This window comes from Pseudomonas sp. B14(2017) (assembly GCF_002113255.1).
Classification (GTDB): Bacteria; Pseudomonadota; Gammaproteobacteria; order Pseudomonadales; family Pseudomonadaceae; genus Aquipseudomonas; species Aquipseudomonas putida_Z.
This window is the reverse complement of sequence record NZ_NEJY01000028.1, coordinates 19,191-38,499: the sequence shown is the minus strand read 5'-3', so window position 1 is coordinate 38,499 and position 19,309 is coordinate 19,191. Positions and strand designations below refer to the sequence as shown.

16 protein-coding genes are annotated in these 19,309 nt (G+C 64.3%); 8 read left to right on the top strand and 8 right to left on the bottom strand.

What is annotated here, in order from left to right; genetic code table 11:
• The first annotated feature begins 103 nt into the window (after positions 1-103).
• Positions 104-928 carry an aldo/keto reductase gene (locus CAG34_RS25295; RefSeq protein ID WP_085593104.1) on the top strand — a complete coding sequence of 275 codons (825 nt, stop codon included), beginning with the start codon at positions 104-106 and terminating at the stop codon, positions 926-928.
• A 173-nt stretch (positions 929-1,101) separates the two neighbouring features.
• On the opposite strand, the gene CAG34_RS25290 is transcribed toward CAG34_RS25295, so the two are convergent.
• The 5 genes from CAG34_RS25290 to CAG34_RS25270 form a co-directional block, all read right to left on the bottom strand.
• A complete protein-coding gene (locus CAG34_RS25290; protein ID WP_085593102.1) occupies positions 1,102-3,198 on the bottom strand; it encodes a bifunctional diguanylate cyclase/phosphodiesterase in 2,097 nt (698 codons plus the stop codon).
• Between the two features lie 128 nt (positions 3,199-3,326).
• On the bottom strand, positions 3,327-3,821 hold the full coding sequence (locus CAG34_RS25285) for a GNAT family N-acetyltransferase (protein WP_085593100.1): 495 nt from the start codon (positions 3,819-3,821) through the stop codon (positions 3,327-3,329).
• Between the two features lie 221 nt (positions 3,822-4,042).
• Positions 4,043-4,978 carry a catechol 1,2-dioxygenase gene (gene catA / locus CAG34_RS25280; protein WP_085593098.1) on the bottom strand — a complete coding sequence of 312 codons (936 nt, stop codon included), beginning with the start codon at positions 4,976-4,978 and terminating at the stop codon, positions 4,043-4,045.
• A 43-nt stretch (positions 4,979-5,021) separates the two neighbouring features.
• On the bottom strand, positions 5,022-5,312 hold the full coding sequence (catC, locus tag CAG34_RS25275; RefSeq protein ID WP_013973066.1) for a muconolactone Delta-isomerase: 291 nt from the start codon (positions 5,310-5,312) through the stop codon (positions 5,022-5,024).
• A gap of 150 nt (positions 5,313-5,462) precedes the next feature.
• Positions 5,463-6,584, bottom strand: a complete 1,122-nt coding sequence (locus CAG34_RS25270; RefSeq protein WP_085593096.1) for a muconate cycloisomerase family protein — start codon at positions 6,582-6,584, stop codon at positions 5,463-5,465.
• 135 nt (positions 6,585-6,719) lie between these two features.
• Between CAG34_RS25270 and catR the strand changes: the two genes are divergently transcribed.
• Both catR and CAG34_RS25260 read left to right on the top strand, forming a co-directional pair.
• On the top strand, positions 6,720-7,592 hold the full coding sequence (catR, locus tag CAG34_RS25265) for an HTH-type transcriptional regulator CatR (protein ID WP_085593094.1): 873 nt from the start codon (positions 6,720-6,722) through the stop codon (positions 7,590-7,592).
• 213 nt (positions 7,593-7,805) lie between these two features.
• Positions 7,806-9,140: a D-serine ammonia-lyase gene (locus CAG34_RS25260; protein ID WP_085593092.1), complete on the top strand. Its 1,335-nt coding sequence runs from the start codon at positions 7,806-7,808 to the stop codon at positions 9,138-9,140.
• Between the two features lie 178 nt (positions 9,141-9,318).
• Here CAG34_RS25260 and CAG34_RS25255 read toward each other — a convergent pair whose 3' ends face one another.
• Positions 9,319-10,230, bottom strand: coding sequence for a LysR substrate-binding domain-containing protein (locus CAG34_RS25255; protein ID WP_085593090.1), 912 nt, complete (start codon positions 10,228-10,230; stop codon positions 9,319-9,321).
• A 97-nt stretch (positions 10,231-10,327) separates the two neighbouring features.
• On the opposite strand from CAG34_RS25255, the gene CAG34_RS25250 reads away from it, so the two are divergent.
• The 5 genes from CAG34_RS25250 to CAG34_RS25230 all read left to right on the top strand — a co-directional run bounded on the left by CAG34_RS25250 (position 10,328) and on the right by CAG34_RS25230 (position 16,831).
• Positions 10,328-11,419 carry a tartrate dehydrogenase gene (locus CAG34_RS25250; RefSeq protein ID WP_025338756.1) on the top strand — a complete coding sequence of 364 codons (1,092 nt, stop codon included), beginning with the start codon at positions 10,328-10,330 and terminating at the stop codon, positions 11,417-11,419.
• Between the two features lie 194 nt (positions 11,420-11,613).
• Entirely contained in the window at positions 11,614-13,212 is a 1,599-nt protein-coding gene (locus CAG34_RS25245) for a BCCT family transporter (protein WP_025338755.1), read from the top strand.
• A 139-nt stretch (positions 13,213-13,351) separates the two neighbouring features.
• Positions 13,352-14,473 (top strand): aromatic ring-hydroxylating dioxygenase subunit alpha, encoded by a 1,122-nt coding sequence (locus CAG34_RS25240; RefSeq protein ID WP_085593088.1) that lies wholly within the window; start codon positions 13,352-13,354, stop codon positions 14,471-14,473.
• Between the two features lie 77 nt (positions 14,474-14,550).
• The gene (locus tag CAG34_RS25235; protein WP_085593086.1) at positions 14,551-15,522 is read left to right on the top strand and encodes a PDR/VanB family oxidoreductase; all 972 of its coding nucleotides are present in this window, start codon (positions 14,551-14,553) and stop codon (positions 15,520-15,522) included.
• A 229-nt stretch (positions 15,523-15,751) separates the two neighbouring features.
• Positions 15,752-16,831: a helix-turn-helix transcriptional regulator gene (locus CAG34_RS25230; RefSeq protein WP_085593084.1), complete on the top strand. Its 1,080-nt coding sequence runs from the start codon at positions 15,752-15,754 to the stop codon at positions 16,829-16,831.
• A 138-nt stretch (positions 16,832-16,969) separates the two neighbouring features.
• Here the strand turns inward: CAG34_RS25230 and CAG34_RS25220 are convergent, their stop codons facing one another.
• Both CAG34_RS25220 and CAG34_RS25215 read right to left on the bottom strand, forming a co-directional pair.
• Entirely contained in the window at positions 16,970-17,836 is an 867-nt protein-coding gene (locus CAG34_RS25220) for a helix-turn-helix transcriptional regulator (RefSeq protein ID WP_256573578.1), read from the bottom strand.
• A 53-nt stretch (positions 17,837-17,889) separates the two neighbouring features.
• The gene (locus CAG34_RS25215; RefSeq protein ID WP_085593080.1) at positions 17,890-19,302 is read right to left on the bottom strand and encodes an aminotransferase; all 1,413 of its coding nucleotides are present in this window, start codon (positions 19,300-19,302) and stop codon (positions 17,890-17,892) included.
• Between the last annotated feature and the right edge of the window lie 7 nt (positions 19,303-19,309).

Genomic DNA, 19,309 nt, shown 5'->3' with positions numbered 1-19,309 from the left:
TTCTGTTCGCTGATCGACCACTTTCCGCCCCGTGCGCATGGCCCGTGCCGTGCTGATCGCCGACCATCGAATGCGAACCCTGCCCACCCTACAAGGAATTTACATGCAAAGGCTCACCACCCGAAACGGCCTGGACCTGCCCGCGATCGGCCTGGGCACCTGGCCAATGACCGGAAGCGAGTGCACCCAGGCCGTGCGCCAGGCGCTTGAAGTGGGTTACCGGCACATCGACACCGCCACTGCCTATGACAACGAAGCCGCCGTCGGCCAGGCCCTGCGCGACAGCGATGTACCGCGCGAGCAGATTCACCTGACCACCAAGGTATGGTGGGATCGCCTGGCGCCCAAGGCCATGCGCCAGTCGCTGGAGGACAGCCTGCGCGCGCTGGGTACCGAGCAGGTCGACCTGTTCCACATCCACTGGCCCGGCCAGGACTGGGACCTAGCCCGCAGCATCGAAACCCTGGTGGCCCTGCGTGACGAGGGCAAGGCGCGCAGCATCGGCGTGGCCAACTTCCCGCTGGGGCTGCTGCGCCAGGTGGTGGAAACCCTGGGCGCACCATTGTCGGCGATCCAGGTGGAATACCACGTGCTGCTCGGCCAGCAACCGCTGCTGGACTACGCCCGCCGCCACGACCTGCTGCTCACCGCCTACACCCCGCTGGCCCGTGGGCAGGCGGCGGCGCAGCCGGTAATCCAGGCGATCGCCCGCAAGCATGGCGTACTGCCCAGCCAGGTGGCGCTGAAGTGGTTGCTGGACCAGGACGGCGTGGCGGTGATCCCCAAGGCCGGCAGCCGCGAGAACCAGCTGGCCAACCTGGCGGCGTCGAACGTGCAACTGGATGACGAGGACCGCGCTGCGATCGCCGGGTTGCCGAAAGACCAGCGGGTGGTGAGCCCGGCGTTTGCGCCGGACTGGAACAGCTAAGCCTTGATCAAGCCTTGAAAGCTTGCACGGCCCATGTGGGAGCGGGTTCACCCGCGAACACCGGCGCAGCCGGTGCCAGCCACCGTGTCGCCTGCTTCGCGGGTGAACCCGCTCCCACAGGTACTGCGCCGGGCCGATCGGCTGCGGTGATTCTGCAGGCCCGCGCAAGGGCACTATGCCGGCGTTATGACCTGCTTCAACCGCTCGTTCGCCGGTGCCGGTCGCCCGTACAGGTAACCCTGGAAGTGCGAGCAACCCTCCGCCGCCAACCGGCGCATCTGCTCCTCCGACTCAACCCCCTCGGCCGTGGTCTTGATCATCAGGCTGTTGGACAGGTCGGTAATGGCGCGGATGATCGACATCGCCTCGCGGCTGTCGCACATGTCATGCACGAACGACTTGTCGATCTTGATCCGGTCGAACGGGAACGAACGCAGGTAGCCCAGCGAGGAATACCCGGTGCCGAAATCATCCAGCGAAATGGACACGCCCAGGTCCTTCAGTGCACGCAGGGTACGCACGTTTTCCTCGCTGTTGCCCAGCAGCACCGACTCGGTGATCTCCAGCTCCAGCCGCTGTGGCGGCAGGCCTGAGTCGGCCAGCGCCAGGGCCACGGTGTGCACCAGGTTGGCATTCTTGAACTGCACCGCCGACAGGTTGACCGACACCGTCTGCTCACTGTCCCAGCTGGCCGCCTCCTGGCAGGCCAGGTTCAGCGCCCGGTTGCCCAGTTCGTGGATCAGCCCGGTTTCCTCGGCGATGGGGATGAAGTCCATGGGCATGACCATGCCGCGGGTCGGGTGCTCCCAGCGCAGCAACGCCTCATAGCCGGTAACGCTGCTGGTCTGCTGGTCGACCACCGGCTGGTAGTGCAGCTGCAACTGGCCCAGGTGCAGCGCGGTGCGCAGGTCGGTTTCCACCAGGCGGCGCTGGCGGGCGGCGACGTCCAGTTCGACGTTGAAGCACTCGTAGCGGTTGCGGCCATTGCGCTTGGCCTCGTACAGCGCCATGTCGGCGTAGCCCAGCAGTTGCTCGGCCTGGTCGCTGTCATCAGGCGCAATGGCAATACCGATGCTCACCCCCACCGTGAACTGGTGCCCCTCGATCTGGAACGGTGGGCAGATCGCGTTGATCAGGCGCTGCGCAGTGTTGCATGCGGCCTCCCGGCCCTCCAGGCCGGTCAGCACCACGGCAAACTCGTCGCCGCCCAGGCGGGCCAGGGTGTCGTGTTCGCGCAGTTCGCGCCGCAGGCGCTTGCCCAGCGCGCGCAGCAGCTTGTCGCCAAAGGCGTGGCCCAGCGAATCGTTGATGTTCTTGAAGTTGTCCAGGTCCAGGCACAGGGCGGCGGTCAGCTTGGCGTGCTCGCTGTCACGCACCAGCGCCTGGCGCAGGCGTTCGTTGAACAGGGTGCGGTTGGGCAGCCCGGTCAGCGCATCGTGGTGCGCCATGTGGTGGATCTGCGCGTGGGCGGCCAGCTCTTCGGTGGCGTCTTCGGCAACGAACAGCAGGTAGTCGGCCTGGCCTTCACGGTTCTGGCTGAGCAAGGTGCGGCTGCGCAGGGTGCGTGGGCCGCAGGCCGTGTCGACCCGGGTTTCGGCGGCATGGCCCTTGGTGCTGCGGGCGCCACGGGCCAGTTGCTGTTCCAGGTAACCGGCAACACCCGGTGCCAGGCATTCGCCGGGCAACTGCCCGGTCATGCTGCGCTGCGGCCCGCCGAACAGGCGCTCGGCCTGCTGGTTGGCCAGCAGGATGCGCTGGCTTTCGAGGTCCTGGACAATGACGCTGGCGGGGATGTTGGCAATCACCGAATCAAGAAACTGCGACAGCTTGGTCATTTCCTGGCTGTACTGCTCGGCCAGTTCCTTGGCCTGCAGCAGTTCCAGCTCTTGCCGGTGGTGCTCGGAAATGTCGCGGGTGACCTTGGCGAAGCCCACCAGTTGCCCGGCATCGTCGTACACCGCGTCGATCACCACATGGGCATGGAAGGTCGTGCCGTCCTTGCGCAGGCGCGAACCGGTCTCTTCGAAGCGCCCGGTGCTGCGCGCCTGCTCAAGGTTGAGCGCGGGCAGCCCGGCGGCGCGCTCGGCATCGGTATAGAACAACGAGTAGTGCTGGCCGACGATTTCCTCGGCCAGGTAGCCCTTGGCGCGCTGGGCGCCGGGGTTCCAGTTGGCGACGATTCCTTCGGGGGTGAGCAGGTAGAAGGCATAGTCCACCACACTCTGGATCAACAGCCGGTACATGATGTCGGGGCTTGCGACTAGCGACATGAACTTTACCTGGGCCTTCGAAAGGCGTGAAAAGGATTGGTGGCATTATGCCTCCGATGACGATTTTGTGAAGTAGCTCACAAAAAGCCACGATCCCTTCAATTTGCGAACGAAGGCTGGCAACCCCCTCAATGGCGGGCGCCCGTCACCAGGAAATTGAGCAAGCCCGCTTCGTCATCCAGGGCTATGGGCTGCGCCGGGCGCGACAGCTCGGCCAGCACGGCATTGCAGAAGGCCACGGCAGGCATGTCCTGTGTGTAACAGCGCATCAGCCAGTCGCCCTCGCCGCCCAGCAGTTGCAATGCCACCGCCCGGCCGATGCCCTGCCGGCGGTACTTTTTCAGGATGAACAGGTCGGCCAGTTCGAACGCGTCGATGCCCGGCAGCTCGCTGCGTTCGACCAGCACGAAACCGGCGATGAAACCATCTGCCAGCACCAGGTACGCGCCCCAGCCATCGGCCTGCCAGTAACGTTGCAGGTGCTCGTCATGGATATAGAAGCGGCCGTCCACTTCGACGTCTTCCTGCTCCCAGTCCGAGGACTCGTAGGCATAGAACTGATAGAGGTTGCGAATCAGCGGGGCCTGGTCGGCAGTGGTTGCCAGCAGTTCGATGGGCAGCATGGTGCGTGGGCTCGGGTAAAAAGGCGGATTCTAGATCAACAGCCCCTGGCAGCAAAAAGCCCAGGCCCTCCCCGCACGGAAAGGCCCAGGCCAAAACCAGTCATCGATTGCTAGGCGCCCCTGTGGGAGCGGGCATGCCCTCGAACACCGGCAAAGCCGGTGCCATACACCGCGGTGCCTCTTCGCGGGCACGCCCGCTCCCACAGGGATCCCTTCAGGGCTCAGCTGTTTTGCAACGCACGCGGGCGGTGGCTGCGCGCCTCGGCGTCCGGCGCCTTGGCCGCCTGCAGGTGGAAGTCGAACGCCAGCTCGGCAAAGCGTTCGCCCTCTACGCCGCGATCACGCGCCGCCGCCGCATCCTCGACAAAGCGCAGCTCGCCGACCAGTCCGTCACGGGTGGCATAGGCAAAGTCATCCCACAGGTACTTGTCCCCGGCCAGGTTTATCTGCGTGGTCAGATGGCGGTGCCCCGGCGCCGAGATGAAGAAGTGCACGTGCGCCGGGCGCTGGCCGTGACGACCAAGCAGGTCCAGGCATTCCTGGGTTGGCCCCTGCGGGTCGCAGCCGTACCCCGACGGCACGATGGAGCGCGCACGGTAGCGCCCTTCGGCATCGGTGATGATGCGCCGGCGCAAGTTGTACTCGGACTGGGTGGAGTCGAAGTACGAATAGGTGCCCTGGGTGTTGGCGTGCCACAGATCAACGGTGGCGCCGGCCAACGGCTTGCCTTCGGCATCGAACACCTGGCCCTGGAGGAACATCACCACGCCTGGGTCGCTGCCGTCGTCCATGCGCGCTTCGCCCTGCGCCAGCGGCGCCCCCGCCACATACAGCGGGCCTTCGATGGTGCGCGGGGTGCCGCCAGTCAGGCCGGCCTCGGCGTCCTTGGCATCCTGCAGCAGGTCGAGGAAGTGCTCGATGCCCAGCCCCGCCGCCAGCAGGCCGGCTTCGTTACGGCCACCCAGGCGGTTGAGGTAGTCGACGGCATGCCAGAACTCGTCTTCGGTGATTTCCAGGTCTTCGACCAGGCGTGCAGTGTCCTGCAGCACACGCAGGATGATCTGCTTGAAGCGTGGGTTGCCTTCGGCATGGCCCAGGCCGGCCACTTCCTTGAAGAACGCCTGAACATCGGCAGTATGGGAAATTTTCACGGTCATCGTGCTTGCCTCATCTTGTTCTTGTCAGGTAGACAGGTGCGACTCAGCGGTCGTCGCTGTGAATCGACGAGGGGTGCCGGCACAGGCCGTCGACCTCGATGTCCATGTACGGGAACAGCGGCAGCTGCATCAGGGTGTCGTGCAGCGCCTCGACGCTGGGCACGTCGAACACGCTGTAGTTGGCGTAATGCCCGGCAATGCGCCACAAGTGGCGCCAGGTGCCTTCGCGCTGCAGGCGTTGGGCCAGTTCCTTTTCGTCGGCCTTGAGCCGGGCGGCCTTGGCCGGGTCCATGTCGACCGGCAGTTTCACGGTCATCTTCACGTGGAACAGCATGCTGGTATCTCCTTTCTCTGATTTGGCGCGAACACTGTGGGAGCGGGCGAGCCCGCGAACACGGGCGAAGCCCGTGCTATCCACCGCGTCGCCTGCTTCGCGGCTAAAGCCGCTCCCACAGGGGTTGTGTGTTCTTTCAGCCAGCGTGGCTCAGCTGCGGGCGAAGCGCGCCAGGCGCTGTTCGTCCAGGGTCAGGCCCAGGCCTGGGGTACGTGGAATGTGCAGCTGGAAGTCGCGGTACTGCGGCGGCTCGTTGACGATTTCTTCGGTCAGCAGCAGCGGCCCGAACAGCTCGGTGCCCCAGGTGAGCTGGCGCAGGGTCAGGAAGGCATGAGCCGAAGCCAGGGTGCCGATCGAGCCTTCGAGCATGGTCCCGCCATACAGGGCGATGCCGGCAGCCTCGGCGATTTGCGCGGTGCGCAGCACGGCGCGCGGGCCACCGTTCTTGGCTATTTTCAGGGCGAAGATGCTGGCCGCGCCAATGGCGGCCAGGCTGAAGGCGTCCTCGACGCTTTCGATCGACTCGTCGGCCATGATCGGCGCAGGGCTGCGCTGGTTCAGGCGCACCTGGCCGCTGCGGTTGATGCGCGAAATCGGTTGCTCGATCAAGTCGATGCCGTTATCGCCAAGCACCTGGCAGGCACGGATGGCCTGGGATTCGTCCCAGTACTGGTTGACGTCGACCCGCACACTGGCACTGTCGCCCAACTCGCGCTTGATCGCCACCACGTGCTTGAGGTCCTGGGCCAACGGGTTGGCGCCGATCTTCAGCTTGAACACCCGATGCCGGCGAATCTCCAGCATGTGCAGGGCTTCGGCGATGTCGCGGGCGGTGTCGCCGCTGGCCAGGGTCCAGGCCACTTCCAGGCTGTCGCGCACGCGGCCACCCAGCAGTTCGCTGACCGGCAGGCCCAGGCGCTTGCCCTGGGCATCGAGCAAGGCGCTCTCGATACCCGACTTGGCGAAGGTATTGCCCTTGGCCAGCTTGTCCAGCTTGAGCATGGCGGCGTTGATGTTGTCTGCCGGCAGGCCGATCAGCGCCGGCGCCAGGTGCGCATCGATGTTGGCCTTGATGCCCTCGGGGCTTTCGTAGCCATAGGCCAGGCCGCCGATGGTGGTGGCCTCGCCGATGCCTTCCACGCCATCACTGCAGCGAACACGCAATACCACCAGGGTCTGCTGCTGCATGGTGTGCATCGCCAACTTGTGCGGGCGAATGGTCGGCAGGTCGACGATAATTGCCTCTATACGTTCAATCAGCGCGCTTGTCATTGTTGCCAGGTCCCGTTGTTTCGGGCTGCCAGCCGCAGGCCCGAGTGGTGCATTTACTTGCTTGTTCAAGGATTGCGCGAGACCCTGATAGCCGTCCAATATCGAATGAATCTCCCACCATACCCTGGAGGTCTGATGGAGCTGCGCCACCTGCGTTACTTCAAGGTCCTGGCCGAAACCCTGAACTTCACTCGCGCCGCCGAGCTGCTGCACATTGCCCAGCCACCGCTGAGCCGGCAGATCAGCCAACTCGAGGACCAGCTCGGTACCTTGCTGGTGGTGCGCGAGCGCCCGCTGCGGCTGACCGAGGCGGGCCGCTTCTTCTACGAGCAGAGCTGCACCGTGCTGCAGCAGCTGGAGAACATCAGCGACAATACCCGCCGCATCGGCCAGGGCCAGCGCCAGTGGCTGGGGATCGGCTTTGCCCCCTCGACCCTGTACAAGGTGCTGCCGGAGCTGATCCGCGAGCTGCGCCAGGACAGCGAGCTGGAACTGGGCCTGAACGAGATGACCACGCTGCAGCAGGTGGAGGCGCTGAAAAGCGGACGCATCGACATCGCCTTCGGGCGCATTCGCATCGATGACCCGGCCATTCACCAGCAAGTGCTGTGCGAGGACCCGCTGGTGGCTGTATTGCCCAAGGGCCACCCGCTGGCGAGCAGTCCGCTTACCCTTGCCCAGCTGGCTGGCGAGGCGTTCATCCTCTACCCGGCCAACCCGCGGCCCAGCTATGCCGACCATGTGCTGGCGCTGTTCGCCCACCACGGCATGAGCATCCGCGTCAGCCAATGGGCCAACGAACTGCAGACCGCCATCGGCCTGGTGGCCGTCGGCGTAGGCGTGACCCTGGTGCCGGCGTCGGTGCAGCAGCAGCACCGCACCGATATCGAATATGTCAGCCTGCTCGACAGCGGCGCCGTCAGCCCGATCATCCTCAGCCGGCGCAAGGGCGATGTGAGCCCGATCGTACAGCGCTGCCTGGCATTGATTGCACAACAGGCCGAATGAGGGCGCGCTCCTGCAGGATCGACAGTCTGTCTAGATACCTGAAGCTTGCGCGGACCCTGTGGGAGCGGGCGTGCCCGCGAACACGGGCGAAGCCCGTGCCAGCCACCGTATCGCCTGTTTCGCGGGCACGCCCGCTCCCACAGGGTCCCCGCCAATCCGCAGGAACGGCCTGATATCGCCCCTGGTCATCATCAACCAACAGGAAAAACCAGCATGATTCACGGCAAGACACTGCAAGCATGGTGCAGCTCCCACCCCCTGATCGAAGACCTGGTGGCCCTGCGCGAAACCCGTTGGTTCAACCCGCACATCGCTCCTGCCGCCCGGGCCCTGGCCGATGTCGGCCTGAGCGCAGCCGATGTCAGTGCCGCCAGTGCCCGGCTGGCACGCTTTGCTTCCTACCTGGCCAGCGTGTTCCCGGATACCGCCGCCACCGGCGGCATCATCGAGTCGCCACTGCGCCCGCTGCCCACCCTGCACGCCACCTTGCTGCAGGCAGCGGGCCTGCCAGCCAGCGGTTCACTCTGGCTCAAGGCCGACAGCGAGCTGCCGATCTCGGGTTCGATCAAGGCCCGCGGCGGTATTCATGAAGTGCTCAAGCATGCCGAAGACCTCGCTCTGGAGGCCGGCCTGATCAGCCTCGACAGCGATTACCGGGAACTGGCCAGCGACCAGGCCCGGCAATTCTTCAGCCAGTACAAGGTTGCGGTCGGCTCGACCGGCAACCTCGGCCTGTCGATCGGCATCATGAGCGCCAGGCTGGGCTTTCAGGCAACCGTGCACATGTCGGCCGATGCCCGCCAGTGGAAGAAGGACAAGCTGCGCGCCCATGGCGTGAAGGTGGTCGAGTACGAAAGCGACTACAGCGTGGCAGTGGAGCAAGGGCGCCAGCAGGCGGCGGCGGACCCGAGCTGCTACTTCGTCGACGACGAGAACTCGCCACACCTGTTCCTCGGCTATGCAGTGGCGGCCGAGCGGCTGGCCGTCCAGTTCGAGGCCGCGGGTATCAAGGTGGATGCCGAGCACCCGCTGTTCGTCTACCTGCCCTGCGGGGTCGGCGGCGGCCCGGGTGGCGTGGCGTTCGGCCTGAAGCTGATCTGGGGCGACCATGTGCACTGCATCTTCGCCGAGCCCACCCACTCGCCCTGCATGTTCCTGGGGGTGTATAGCGGTTTGCATGACGCCACCAGCGTGCAGGATTTCGGCATCGACAACCTGACCGCCGCCGACGGCCTGGCGGTGGGCCGCCCTTCCGGCTTTGTCGGCAAGGCGATGCAGCGTTTGCTCGATGGCTATTACACGGTCAGCGACGAGGCGCTGTACCGGCTGTTGGTGCTGGCCCATGACCAGGAGAACGCGCGGCTGGAGCCTTCGGCGCTGGCGGGGATGCCGGGCATGGTCAGGGTGCTTGAATCGCCTGAGTACCTGGCGCGCATGGGTCTGTCGGCTGGGCGCATGGACCGGGCCACGCACCTGGTGTGGGGGACCGGTGGCAGCATGGTGCCGGAGGCAGAGTTTGCGGCCTATCTGGCCAAAGGAAGGGGCTGAGGAATCGTCTCTGCTTTGATGCTTGTGGGAGCGGCCTTGCGTCGCGAAAGGGCCGCACAGCGGCCCCGGCAATCCATGCGACACCGCTGACATCCTGGGGCTGCTTTGCAGCCCTTTCGCGACGCAAGGCCGCTCCCACAAAAAAGCAGAAGCATACCGGGCAGGATTCGAGTTCGACCTAACCCGGCAGGCTATAACGCTCGGCAAAGTACTGCCGGAAAAAGTCCACTGCCACTCGCACCTTGGCCGAACTGGCCAGCGGCGTGGTGTACACCGCCCAGATATCCGCCGGCTGGTGATAGTCCTCCAGCACCTGCACCAGGCGCCCGTCCTGCAGGCTGTCGTGCACATCCCACCAGGAACGCAGCAATATCCCGCGCCCGTCCAGGCACCACTGGTGCGCCACTTCGCCATGGTTGCTCGACAAACCGCCGGTTACCCGCACCCCCTCCTCACCCTCCGGGCCCATCAGCTGCCACACGCCAAACGGGTGGTCGCGCTCCTTGATCACCAGGCAGTCATGACTGGCCAGGTCGCCCAGCACCTTGGGCGTGCCGCGCCGGGCCAGGTACGCCGGCGCGGCGCACAACACCCGGCGGTTGCGCGCCAGCGGCTTGGCAATCAGGTTGGGAGCGATGGCGTTGCCCACGCGAATATCCAGGTCGACGCCTTCGGCGATCAGGTCCACCAGGCGGTCATGCACGTCCAGGCGAATGTCCAGCCGCGGGTAGCGCTCGGCCAGCTCCGACAAGGCCGGCGCCACGAAGCGCCGGCCCAGGCCCAGGCTGCTTGCGATGCGCAGTTGCCCGGCCGGCTCGCGGTGCTGGGCGCTGATGTCATCACCCATGCGCTGCACCGCATCGAAAATCTGCAGCGCCCACTGGTACACCCGCTCGCCCTCCTCGCTCACCGTCACCCGCCGGGTGGTGCGGTGCAACAGGCGCACTTCCAGGGTTTGCTCGAGCATGCGAATGCGCTTGCTGATGTAGGCCGCCGACATGCCCAGCTCATCGGCCACGGCCGCGAAGCTGGCGCGCTTGGCCACTTGCAGGAAGATGTTGAGGTCGTCGAGGTTGGGTAGATTATTCACGTAGCGTGTTCCAAGAATCCATGAATGGCTAGATTATCTCCGGATCAAGCCCTTATAGCATGGCCAGCACCTGTTCCCTAGACAACGAGTGCACCCCATGAGCAAGACTTTCAGAATCGCGGCAATCCCCGGCGATGGCATCGGCAACGAAGTACTGCCTGAAGGCATTCGCGTGGTCGAGGCCGCTGCGCGCAAGCACGGCCTGGACATCAGCTTCGAGTTCTTCGAGTGGGCCAGCTGCGATTACTACCTGGCCCACGGCAAGATGATGCCGGACGACTGGTTCGAACAGCTCAAGGGTTTCGACGCCCTGTACTTCGGCGCAGTGGGCTGGCCTGACAAGGTACCGGACCACATCTCCCTGTGGGGTTCACTGCTCAAGTTCCGCCGCGACTTCGACCAGTACGTGAACATCCGCCCGGTGCGCCTCTTCCCCGGCGTACCTTGCCCACTGGCTGGCCGTGAGCCAGGTGACATCGACTTCGTGGTCATTCGCGAGAACACCGAGGGCGAGTACTCGTCGCTGGGCGGGCGCATGTTCGAAGGCACCGAGAACGAGTTCGTGCTGCAGGAGTCGGTGTTCACCCGCCGCGGCGTCGACCGCATCCTCAAGTACGCCTTCGATGTGGCCCAGACCCGCCAGCGCAAGCATGTCACCTCGGCCACCAAGTCCAACGGCATGGCCGTGAGCATGCCGTACTGGGACGAGCGCACGGCGGCGATGGCTGCCAATTATCCGGAAATCAGCTGGGACAAGCAGCACATCGATATCCTCTGCGCGCGCTTCGTGCTGCAACCGGACCGCTTCGACGTGGTGGTGGCCTCGAACCTGTTCGGCGACATCCTCTCCGACCTCGGCCCGGCCTGCGCCGGCACCATCGGCATCGCGCCGTCGGCCAACCTCAACCCCGAGCGCAAGTTCCCGTCGCTGTTCGAACCGGTGCACGGTTCGGCGCCGGACATCTACGGCAAGAACATTGCCAACCCGATCGCGATGATCTGGTCCGGTGCGCTGATGCTCGACTTCCTCGGCAACGACGGCGCCGACCCGCGCTATCGCGCCGCCCACGACGATATCCTCAAGGCCATCGAGCAGGTCATCGCCGCCGGTGACGTGACCCGCGACATGGGCGGGCAGCAGTCCACCCAGCAAGTGGGCCAGGCCATCACCGCGCTGGTCGAGGCCTGATCCACCAGGGCCGATTGTCAGAAGTGTCTGACAATCGGCCCTTTGGCTCTTGCGAGCGGCGTGGATTGTATGCAAAATCTGTTAACCATTAGATATTCGTAAACCAAAGGTTAACGTCCAAGGAAGGAGTGGTACTGCAACACCCCGGATGCCTGCCGGGTAAAACAAGTACGCCAACGTCCCAGGAGACGATGATGTCGCACAAGAATAAAAAGATTGATGTGTTCCTGATTACCGTGAGCCTGATTGCCGTGCTGCTCACCGTGATCGGCCTTGCAGCCTTCCCCGCCCAGGCGGAAAGCGCCGCCAACCAGTTGTTCGAACTGTCCACCCGCACCTTCGGTACCAGCGTGCAGGTGCTGGTGTTCGGCAGTACCCTGGCCGTGCTGTACCTGGCCTTCAGCAAGTACGGCAACATCCGCCTGGGCAGCGGCAAGCCCGAATACGCCACCGCCACCTGGGTGTTCATGTTCATCTGCGCCGGCATGGGCTCGTCGACCCTGTACTGGGGCGTGATGGAATGGGCCTACTACTACCAGACCCCAGGCCTGAACATCGCCGCGGCCAGCCCCAAGGCGCTCGAGTACAGCGTTGGCTACTCGTTCTTCCACTGGGGCATCAGCGCCTGGTCGATCTATGCCCTGGCCTCGCTGGCCATGGCCTACCACTTCCATGTGCGCAAGAAGAGCGGCCTGAACCTGGCCTCGATCGTCGAAGCGGTGACCGGCTTCAAGGCTACCGGGCCGGTAGGCCGTAGCGTCGACCTGATCTTCCTGCTGACCATGATGGGCGCGCTGACCGTGTCGCTGGCCCTCACCGCCTCCACCCTCACCCGCGGCCTGCACGACCTGGCCGGCACCCCGGACACCTTCACCGTGCAACTGCTGGTGATCGGTGGCGTGGCAGTGATGTTCTCGCTCAGTTCCTACATCGGCATCGATGGCGGCCTGCAGCGCCTGAGCAAGATGGTGTGCATCGGCGCGCTGGTGTTCGCCGCGGTGATCCTGCTGGTCGGCCCGACCCAGTTCACCATCAACAACACCGCCAACTCGATTGGCCTGATGATCCAGAACTACGTGCACATGAGCCTGTTCACCGACCCGGCCGGCGACGGTGCCTTCACCCGCAACTGGACGGTGTTCTACTGGCTGTGGTGGGTGTCGTACGCACCAGGCGTGGCCATGTTCGTGACCCGCGTTTCGCGCGGCCGGCAGATCAAGGAAGTGGTGCTGGCCCTGCTGCTGGGTGGCAGCTTCGGTTGCTGGTTCTTCTTCGGCGCGCTGGAAAGCTACAGCATGCACCAGTTCATCACCGGTGCGGTGGATGTACCGAAGATGCTCGCCGAACAAGGCGGCGAATCGGCCGTGACCCACCTGCTGCTGGCGTTGCCATGGGGCCAGGTGTTCCTCGGTGTGTACCTGTTCATCATGGCCATCTTCTGTGCCTCGCACATGGATGCCGCAGCCTATGCGGTAGCCGCCACCAGCACCCGCAACCTGCGTGAAGGCGACGACCCGACACCGACCCACCGCCTGTTCTGGTGCGTGGTGCTGACCCTGGTGCCACTGGCCATGCTGTTCGCCAAGGCCTCGCTGTCGACCATGAAGACCGCCGTGGTGCTGACCGCCATCCCGTTCATGGTGATCCTGCTGGTGAAGATCTACGGCTTCTTCAAGTGGATGATCGCCGACTACGGCCAGGTATCGGCCCACCTGATCGACGAAGAAGCGGCCCGCATGGCTGGCGAAGAGCCAACCGAGCAAGCCCCGCGCAGCGCCGCTGCGGTGCACTGACCGATGCTGTAGAAGCGAGCTTGCTCGCGATGGGGCTGCCAAGCAGCCCCAGGATAGCTGCAAATTTTTTTGCCTGATCTGTTAACCAACAGATACGCGTTAACCAATAAATACAAACCGAGCTTGTGAGAAACCTGTCATGAACGACTTCAAACGCCTGCCCGCCGATTTCTGCGCGAATGCCGACGAGGCCTTCACCATCCCCGCCAATTTCTACACCCAGGCCGCGGTGTTCGAGCACGAGAAGGAAGCGATTTTCGCTCGCAGCTGGATCTGCGTGGGCCACCGTAGTGAAGTGGCAGAGAACAACGCCTACATCACCCGCGAAGTGATTGGCGAAAGCATCATCGTCGTACGTGGCCGTGACAGCGTACTGCGCGCGTTCTACAACGTCTGCCCGCACCGCGGCCACCAGCTGCTCAGCGGCAGCGGCAAGGCCAAGAACGTCATCACCTGCCCTTACCACGCCTGGACCTTCAAGCTCGACGGCGAACTGGCCCACGCCCGCAACTGCGACAACGTGGTCAACTTCGACAAGGAAAACTCCACCCTGGTGCAGCTGCGCGTAGAGGAATACGCCGGTTTCATCTTCATCAACATGGACATGGACGCAGGCTCGGTAGAAGACCAGTTGCCAGGCATGCAGGCACGCATGCGTGAAGCCTGCGCGGTGATCGACGACCTGCACCTGGCCGCGCGCTTCGTCAGCGACACCCCGGCCAACTGGAAGTCGATCGTCGACAACTACCTGGAGTGCTACCACTGCGCCCCTGCCCACCCGGGCTTCTCCGACTCGGTGGACGTTGGCCAGTACAGCCACAGCCTGCACGGCAACTGGACCCTGCAATACGGCCTGGCCAAGCCTTCGGAGCAGTCGTTCAAGTTCGACGAGAATGTGAAAGACCCATCGTTCGCCGGTTTCTGGGCCTGGCCTTGCACCATGTTCAACGTGCCGCCAGGAGCCAACTTCATGACCGTGATCTACGAGTTCCCGGTCGATGCCGAAACCACCCTGCAGCACTACGACATCTACTTCCTCAACAAGGACATCAGCGAAGAGCAGCAGAAGCTGATCGACTGGTACCGCGAAGTGTTCCGCCCGGAAGACCTGCGCCTGGTCGAAAGCGTGCAGAAGGGCCTGAAGTCCCGTGGCTACCGTGGCCAGGGCCGGATCATGGCCGACCGCGAGCGCAGCGGCATGAGCGAACACGGCATTGCCCACTTCCACAACCTGATCGCCGTGGCCCACCTCGACGATTGATGGCAACCGCTCCACGTTTTTTGCACGTAAAGGTGCGCGGCAGGGCCTGCCGCGCACCCAGGCAGTCGAGGTGAACCATGGCCAACACATATGAAATGTTCAGCGTGCAGGTTACCGCAGTGGAACAAGCCACGCCGCTGATCAAGCGCTTTACCCTGGCCCGCGAAGACGGCGCGGCGATGCCCGCCTTCACCGGTGGCAGCCACGTCATCGTGCAGATGCACGGCACCGACGGCAGCCAGTTCAGCAACGCCTACTCGTTGATGAGCGACCCGCGCGACACCCGCAGCTACCAGATTGGCGTGCGCCTGGAGGAGCAGTCCAAGGGCGGCTCGGCGTTCATGCACCAGCAGGTGGAAGTGGGCACCCGCCTGACCATTTCCTCGCCCAACAACCTGTTCGCGCTGGACCCGACCGCCGGCCGCCATGTGCTGATTGCCGGCGGCATCGGCATTACCCCGTTCCTGGCGCAACTGCATGAACTGGAAGGCGCCAGTGCCGACTACGAACTGCACTATGCCTTCCGCGCGCCGGAGCACGGGGCGTTCCAGGACCAGCTGGCCAACGGCCCGCACGCCGCCAACACCCGTTTCTACATCGACAGCCTCGACCGCAAGCTCGACCTGGCCGCCCTGTGCGCGGGCCTGGACGAGCAGGCGCACCTGTACGTGTGCGGCCCCAAACCACTGATCGACGCGGTCATCGCCTGCGCCGCCGAGGCCGGCATTGCCGAGCACCGCGTGCATTGGGAACAGTTTGCCGCCACTCCGGTCACCGGCAGTGCCTTTACCGTGGTGCTGGCGCAGTCGGGTGTGGAGCTGCAGGTGGAAGAAGGCATGACCATCCTGCAGGCCATCGAGAAGTCCAAAGCCGCCAAGGTCGAGTGCCTGTGCCGCGAAGGCGTGTGCGGCACCTGCGAGACGGCCATCCTCGAGGGTGAAGCCGAGCATTACGACCAGTACCTGAGCGACGAAGAAAAGGCTGCCCAGCAGAGCATCATGCTGTGCGTCTCGCGTGCTCGTACTGCCCGCTTGGTGCTCGACTTGTAATAACCGCCCGGCTGATGCTGCCTGTACTGGCCTCATCGCCGGCAAGCCAGCTCCCACAGGTACTGCACATGGCTTGAAGGCGATGCGGTCGATGTGGGAGCCGGCTTGCCGGCGATGAGGCCAGTACAGGCAACACAAGGTCGAGAGAGAGGACCACTGATCCGTCAACCAAAAGTTGACAGCTTGGGTATACTGGCAGGCTCTTGGCCCAGATCAGGACACCCTGCCGATGTTGGAAAACAGCTTCGCCTTCCGCCTCAAGGAACTGCTCGAGCATCACAAGCTGACCCTGCAAGCCGTGGGCACGGCCTTGGGCATTTCGCGCACTGCGGTGCACAAGTGGACCCGTGGCGGCGAGATCGACTACGACAACCTGCGCAAGCTGGCCGACTTTCTCAAGGTCAACTGGATCTGGCTGCGCTATGGCGACGAGGCACTGCAGAACATCCAGCAACCACAGGTGGTCGAGCTGCCGATGACCGACCTGCGCCGGCGCCTGACTGCCGAGATCATGGAAAGCGAAACGCGCATGAAACTGGCCCAGGAAGGCGCACGCATCGTCACCTGGGAATGGAACCTGATCAGTGACGAGGTCACCTACTCGCCCAATGTCGAGCAGGTATATGGCTGGCCGGTGCACCATAACGAAGACTTCTGGAAACACCTGCCGGGCGAAGACGTGCAGCACATGCAGGCGATGTATGCCGAGGCAGTGGCCAAGGGCAACGGCTGCGAGTGCGACTTCCGCATCACCCGCCCCGACGGTGAAGTACGCTGGATCTCCTCCCGCGCCACGGTGGTACGCGACAGCGCCGGGCGATCGGTGAAGATGGTCGGCATCAGCATGGACAACACCGAGCGCCAGATGGCCCAGCAGGCCTTGAGCCAGAGCGAGGAACGCTTCCGCACGATCTTCGAGCTGGCCTGGGGTGCCCTCGCCTACATCGACCCCGACGGCACCTGGCAACGGGTCAACAACAGCCTGTGCGAGCTGCTGGGCTACCGTGCCGAGGAACTGTACGGCATGACCTTCCAACAGATCACCCACGCCGATGACCTGGCGCAGAACCTGCAATTGCTGCAGCGCATGCTGGCTGGCGAAACCGAGCGTTACGAGGTGGAAAAACGCGTACGCCACAAGAACGGCGAGTACATCTGGGTACGCGCCCGCACCTCGCTGCAACGCCGCGACAACGGCGAGCCGGAGCACCTGATCAGCGTGTTCGAAGACATCAGCGCCGAGCGCCAGGAGCATGAGCGGCTGCAGGCGCACATTGCCGCACTCGAAGCCCGCCTGGCTGCTTCGTGACAAGGCTTACCCGAAAACCCAAGTCTGTCGCGATCCGTGTGGGAGCGGGTTCACCCGCGAACACGGGCGAAGCCCGTGCCATCCACCGCGGTGCCTGCTTCGCGGGTGAACCCGCTCCCACAGGGACCGCGCCAGCTTTCAGATTTGAGTAAGGCAGTTGCTCCTTTGCTGCCAGGCCGGCAAATGATCGCCGCGCAGCCAGTCGATAAACCGCGCAAACAACTCCGACTGCGAGTTGATCTCCAGCTTCAGGTACAGATTCTTGCGGTGCATGCGCACGGTTTCCGGCGAGATGCCCAGCTCCAGCGCGGTGGACTTCACCGAATGCCCACGCAAGATCATGTGCGCCACCTCCCGCTCACGGTCGGTCAGCACCTGACAGCCGAAACTGTCGAACGCCGCCTGCAGGCTGCCACGCTCCGTCGATGCGGGGCCGGGCTCCAGATGGTGCCGGGCGTAGCGCCCCAGCAGCTCGCGTACCATCGGTTCCAGCGCACGCAGCAGGTCGATCTGCCCTGTACTCAGCCGCGTGCCGCTGCAGCCCTGGAACAGGCTCAGCGACAACTTGCGGCCAGCGCTGAGGTCGACGATGTAGTAGCTGTCTTCACTGCAACCGGTACCCAGGTAATAGGCCTTGTAGTAGTCGCTGTCGAAGAAGTTGTCCGGGGCGATTTCCTGCAGGTGGTAGAAGCCCTCGGCCAGGCCGCTCTGCACGGCCAGGCAGAACGGGTCGAGCAGGTAGCCGGCAGTGAAGTAGCGCTCCAGCACGGCGGCGCGGTGCAGGTCGGGGATGCCTTGCTGGTACAACAGTTGCGGTGCCCGCCCCTGGCACTCGAGGCTGATCATCATCGATTCCACCTGCACCAGCTGGCCGATGGCGGCCGCCACATGCGCCAGCGCCTCGGGCGTTTCGCTGTGGGCCAGTGCGCGCTGCAGCGCCGCATGCCATTGCTGCAGCGCGCCCAGTGAAAGGGTAAGCGGGGTGTCGGGAGAGGCCTGGGTCATGCCCGGCAGTCTAGCCTGCCAGGCACGCCCGCGCACAGCCCTTTGCGCCAGGTTCATCGGCCCTGGTACAGGCCAAGCGCCGTGAGTTCGCGCGCGGTTTCGATGATGCACTGGCGCAGGGTTTCGACGATCTCGTCCACTTGCGCATGGGTAATGATCAGCGGCGGCGACATCACGTTCAGGTGCATGATCGGCCGCACCAGCAGCCCTTTGGCCTGGGCCTTGCTGTGGATGCGTTCGCCGATGTTCACCTCGTCGGCGAACAACGCCTTGCTGGCCTTGTCGGCAACGAACTCGACACAGGCCATCAGCTTCATGCAGCGCACATCCCCCACCAACGGCAGCTCGCGCAGGCTTTGCAGGCGCTGCTCCAGGTAGCCGCCAACGTCCTTGACGTGCGCCAGCAAATGCTCGCGCTCGATGATCTCGATGTTCTTCAGCGCCGCGGTGCAGCACACCGGGTGGCCGCTGTAGGTGAAGCCGTGGGTGAAGCAGCGGCCCTTGCCCGGCTCGGCGATCACCTGCCAGATGCGCTCGGAGAAGATGCACGCCCCCAGCGGCAGGTAGGCCGAGGTCAGGCCCTTGGCGGTAGTGATGATGTCGGGGGTGACGCCGAACAGTTCCTCGCTGGCGAAGAAGGTGCCCAGGCGCCCGAACGAGGTCACCACTTCGTCGGCGACGAACAGGATGTCGTAGGTCTGGCACAGCTGCCACATGCGCTGGAAGTAGCCCTTGGGCGGAATGATCACCCCGCCCGAGCCCATGATCGGCTCGGCGAAGAACGCCGCCACGTTGTCGGCCCCCAGCGAGAGGATCTTGTCCTCGAACTCGGCCACCAGGAAGTCGAGGAACTCGGCCTCGTCCATGTCGTGCGGGGCGCGGTACGGGTTGGGGTTGGACACATGGTGGATCAGGTCGTGCTGATAATCGAACTCTGGCACCCGGTCAGCGGCCTTGTTGCCGATCGACATGGTCAGGGTGGTGGAGCCGTGGTAGGCGTTGTAGCGGGCGATGATGTGCTTCTTGTGCGGCTTGCCACGGCAGTTCTGGTAGTACTGGATCAGCCTGTAGGCAGTGTCGACCGCGGTCGAGCCGCCGGTGGTGAGGAACACATGGTTCAGGTCACCCGGCGCCAGCTGCGCAAGCTTCTGGCACAGCTCGATGGCCACATCGTTGGCCATGTCGGAGAACGGGTTGGAATAGGCCAGCTGGCGTACCTGGTCGGCGATGGCCAGGGCCATTTCCTCGCGTCCCAGGCCAATGTTGGTGCACCACATGCCGCCGACGGCATCGAGGAAGCGGTTGCCGTGGGTATCGCGGATGTAGGCGCCCTCGCCGGCAACGATGTTCAGCGCGCCTTGCTCGCGGTGCTCGTCGAACACGTGGTAGCCGTGCATGTAGTGGGCCTTGTCGGCTTCCACCAGCGGGTCGTGGGCAATGGCGAATGCTTTGCTTGGGGTGGCCATGGGCAGC

Excerpts from the sequence above, each read along its gene's own strand:
- CAG34_RS25295 (WP_085593104.1), top strand. The coding sequence starts at position 104 with ATGCAAAGGCTCACCACCCGAAACGGCCTGGACCTGCCCGCGATCGGC.
- CAG34_RS25290 (WP_085593102.1), bottom strand. The coding sequence starts at position 3,198 with ATGTCGCTAGTCGCAAGCCCCGACATCATGTACCGGCTGTTGATCCAG.
- CAG34_RS25285 (WP_085593100.1), bottom strand. The coding sequence starts at position 3,821 with ATGCTGCCCATCGAACTGCTGGCAACCACTGCCGACCAGGCCCCGCTG.
- catA (WP_085593098.1), bottom strand. The coding sequence starts at position 4,978 with ATGACCGTGAAAATTTCCCATACTGCCGATGTTCAGGCGTTCTTCAAG.
- catC (WP_013973066.1), bottom strand. The coding sequence starts at position 5,312 with ATGCTGTTCCACGTGAAGATGACCGTGAAACTGCCGGTCGACATGGAC.
- CAG34_RS25270 (WP_085593096.1), bottom strand. The coding sequence starts at position 6,584 with ATGACAAGCGCGCTGATTGAACGTATAGAGGCAATTATCGTCGACCTG.
- catR (WP_085593094.1), top strand. The coding sequence starts at position 6,720 with ATGGAGCTGCGCCACCTGCGTTACTTCAAGGTCCTGGCCGAAACCCTG.
- CAG34_RS25260 (WP_085593092.1), top strand. The coding sequence starts at position 7,806 with ATGATTCACGGCAAGACACTGCAAGCATGGTGCAGCTCCCACCCCCTG.
- CAG34_RS25250 (WP_025338756.1), top strand. The coding sequence starts at position 10,328 with ATGAGCAAGACTTTCAGAATCGCGGCAATCCCCGGCGATGGCATCGGC.
- CAG34_RS25245 (WP_025338755.1), top strand. The coding sequence starts at position 11,614 with ATGTCGCACAAGAATAAAAAGATTGATGTGTTCCTGATTACCGTGAGC.
- CAG34_RS25240 (WP_085593088.1), top strand. The coding sequence starts at position 13,352 with ATGAACGACTTCAAACGCCTGCCCGCCGATTTCTGCGCGAATGCCGAC.
- CAG34_RS25235 (WP_085593086.1), top strand. The coding sequence starts at position 14,551 with ATGGCCAACACATATGAAATGTTCAGCGTGCAGGTTACCGCAGTGGAA.
- CAG34_RS25230 (WP_085593084.1), top strand. The coding sequence starts at position 15,752 with ATGTTGGAAAACAGCTTCGCCTTCCGCCTCAAGGAACTGCTCGAGCAT.
- CAG34_RS25220 (WP_256573578.1), bottom strand. The coding sequence starts at position 17,836 with ATGACCCAGGCCTCTCCCGACACCCCGCTTACCCTTTCACTGGGCGCG.
- CAG34_RS25215 (WP_085593080.1), bottom strand. The coding sequence starts at position 19,302 with ATGGCCACCCCAAGCAAAGCATTCGCCATTGCCCACGACCCGCTGGTG.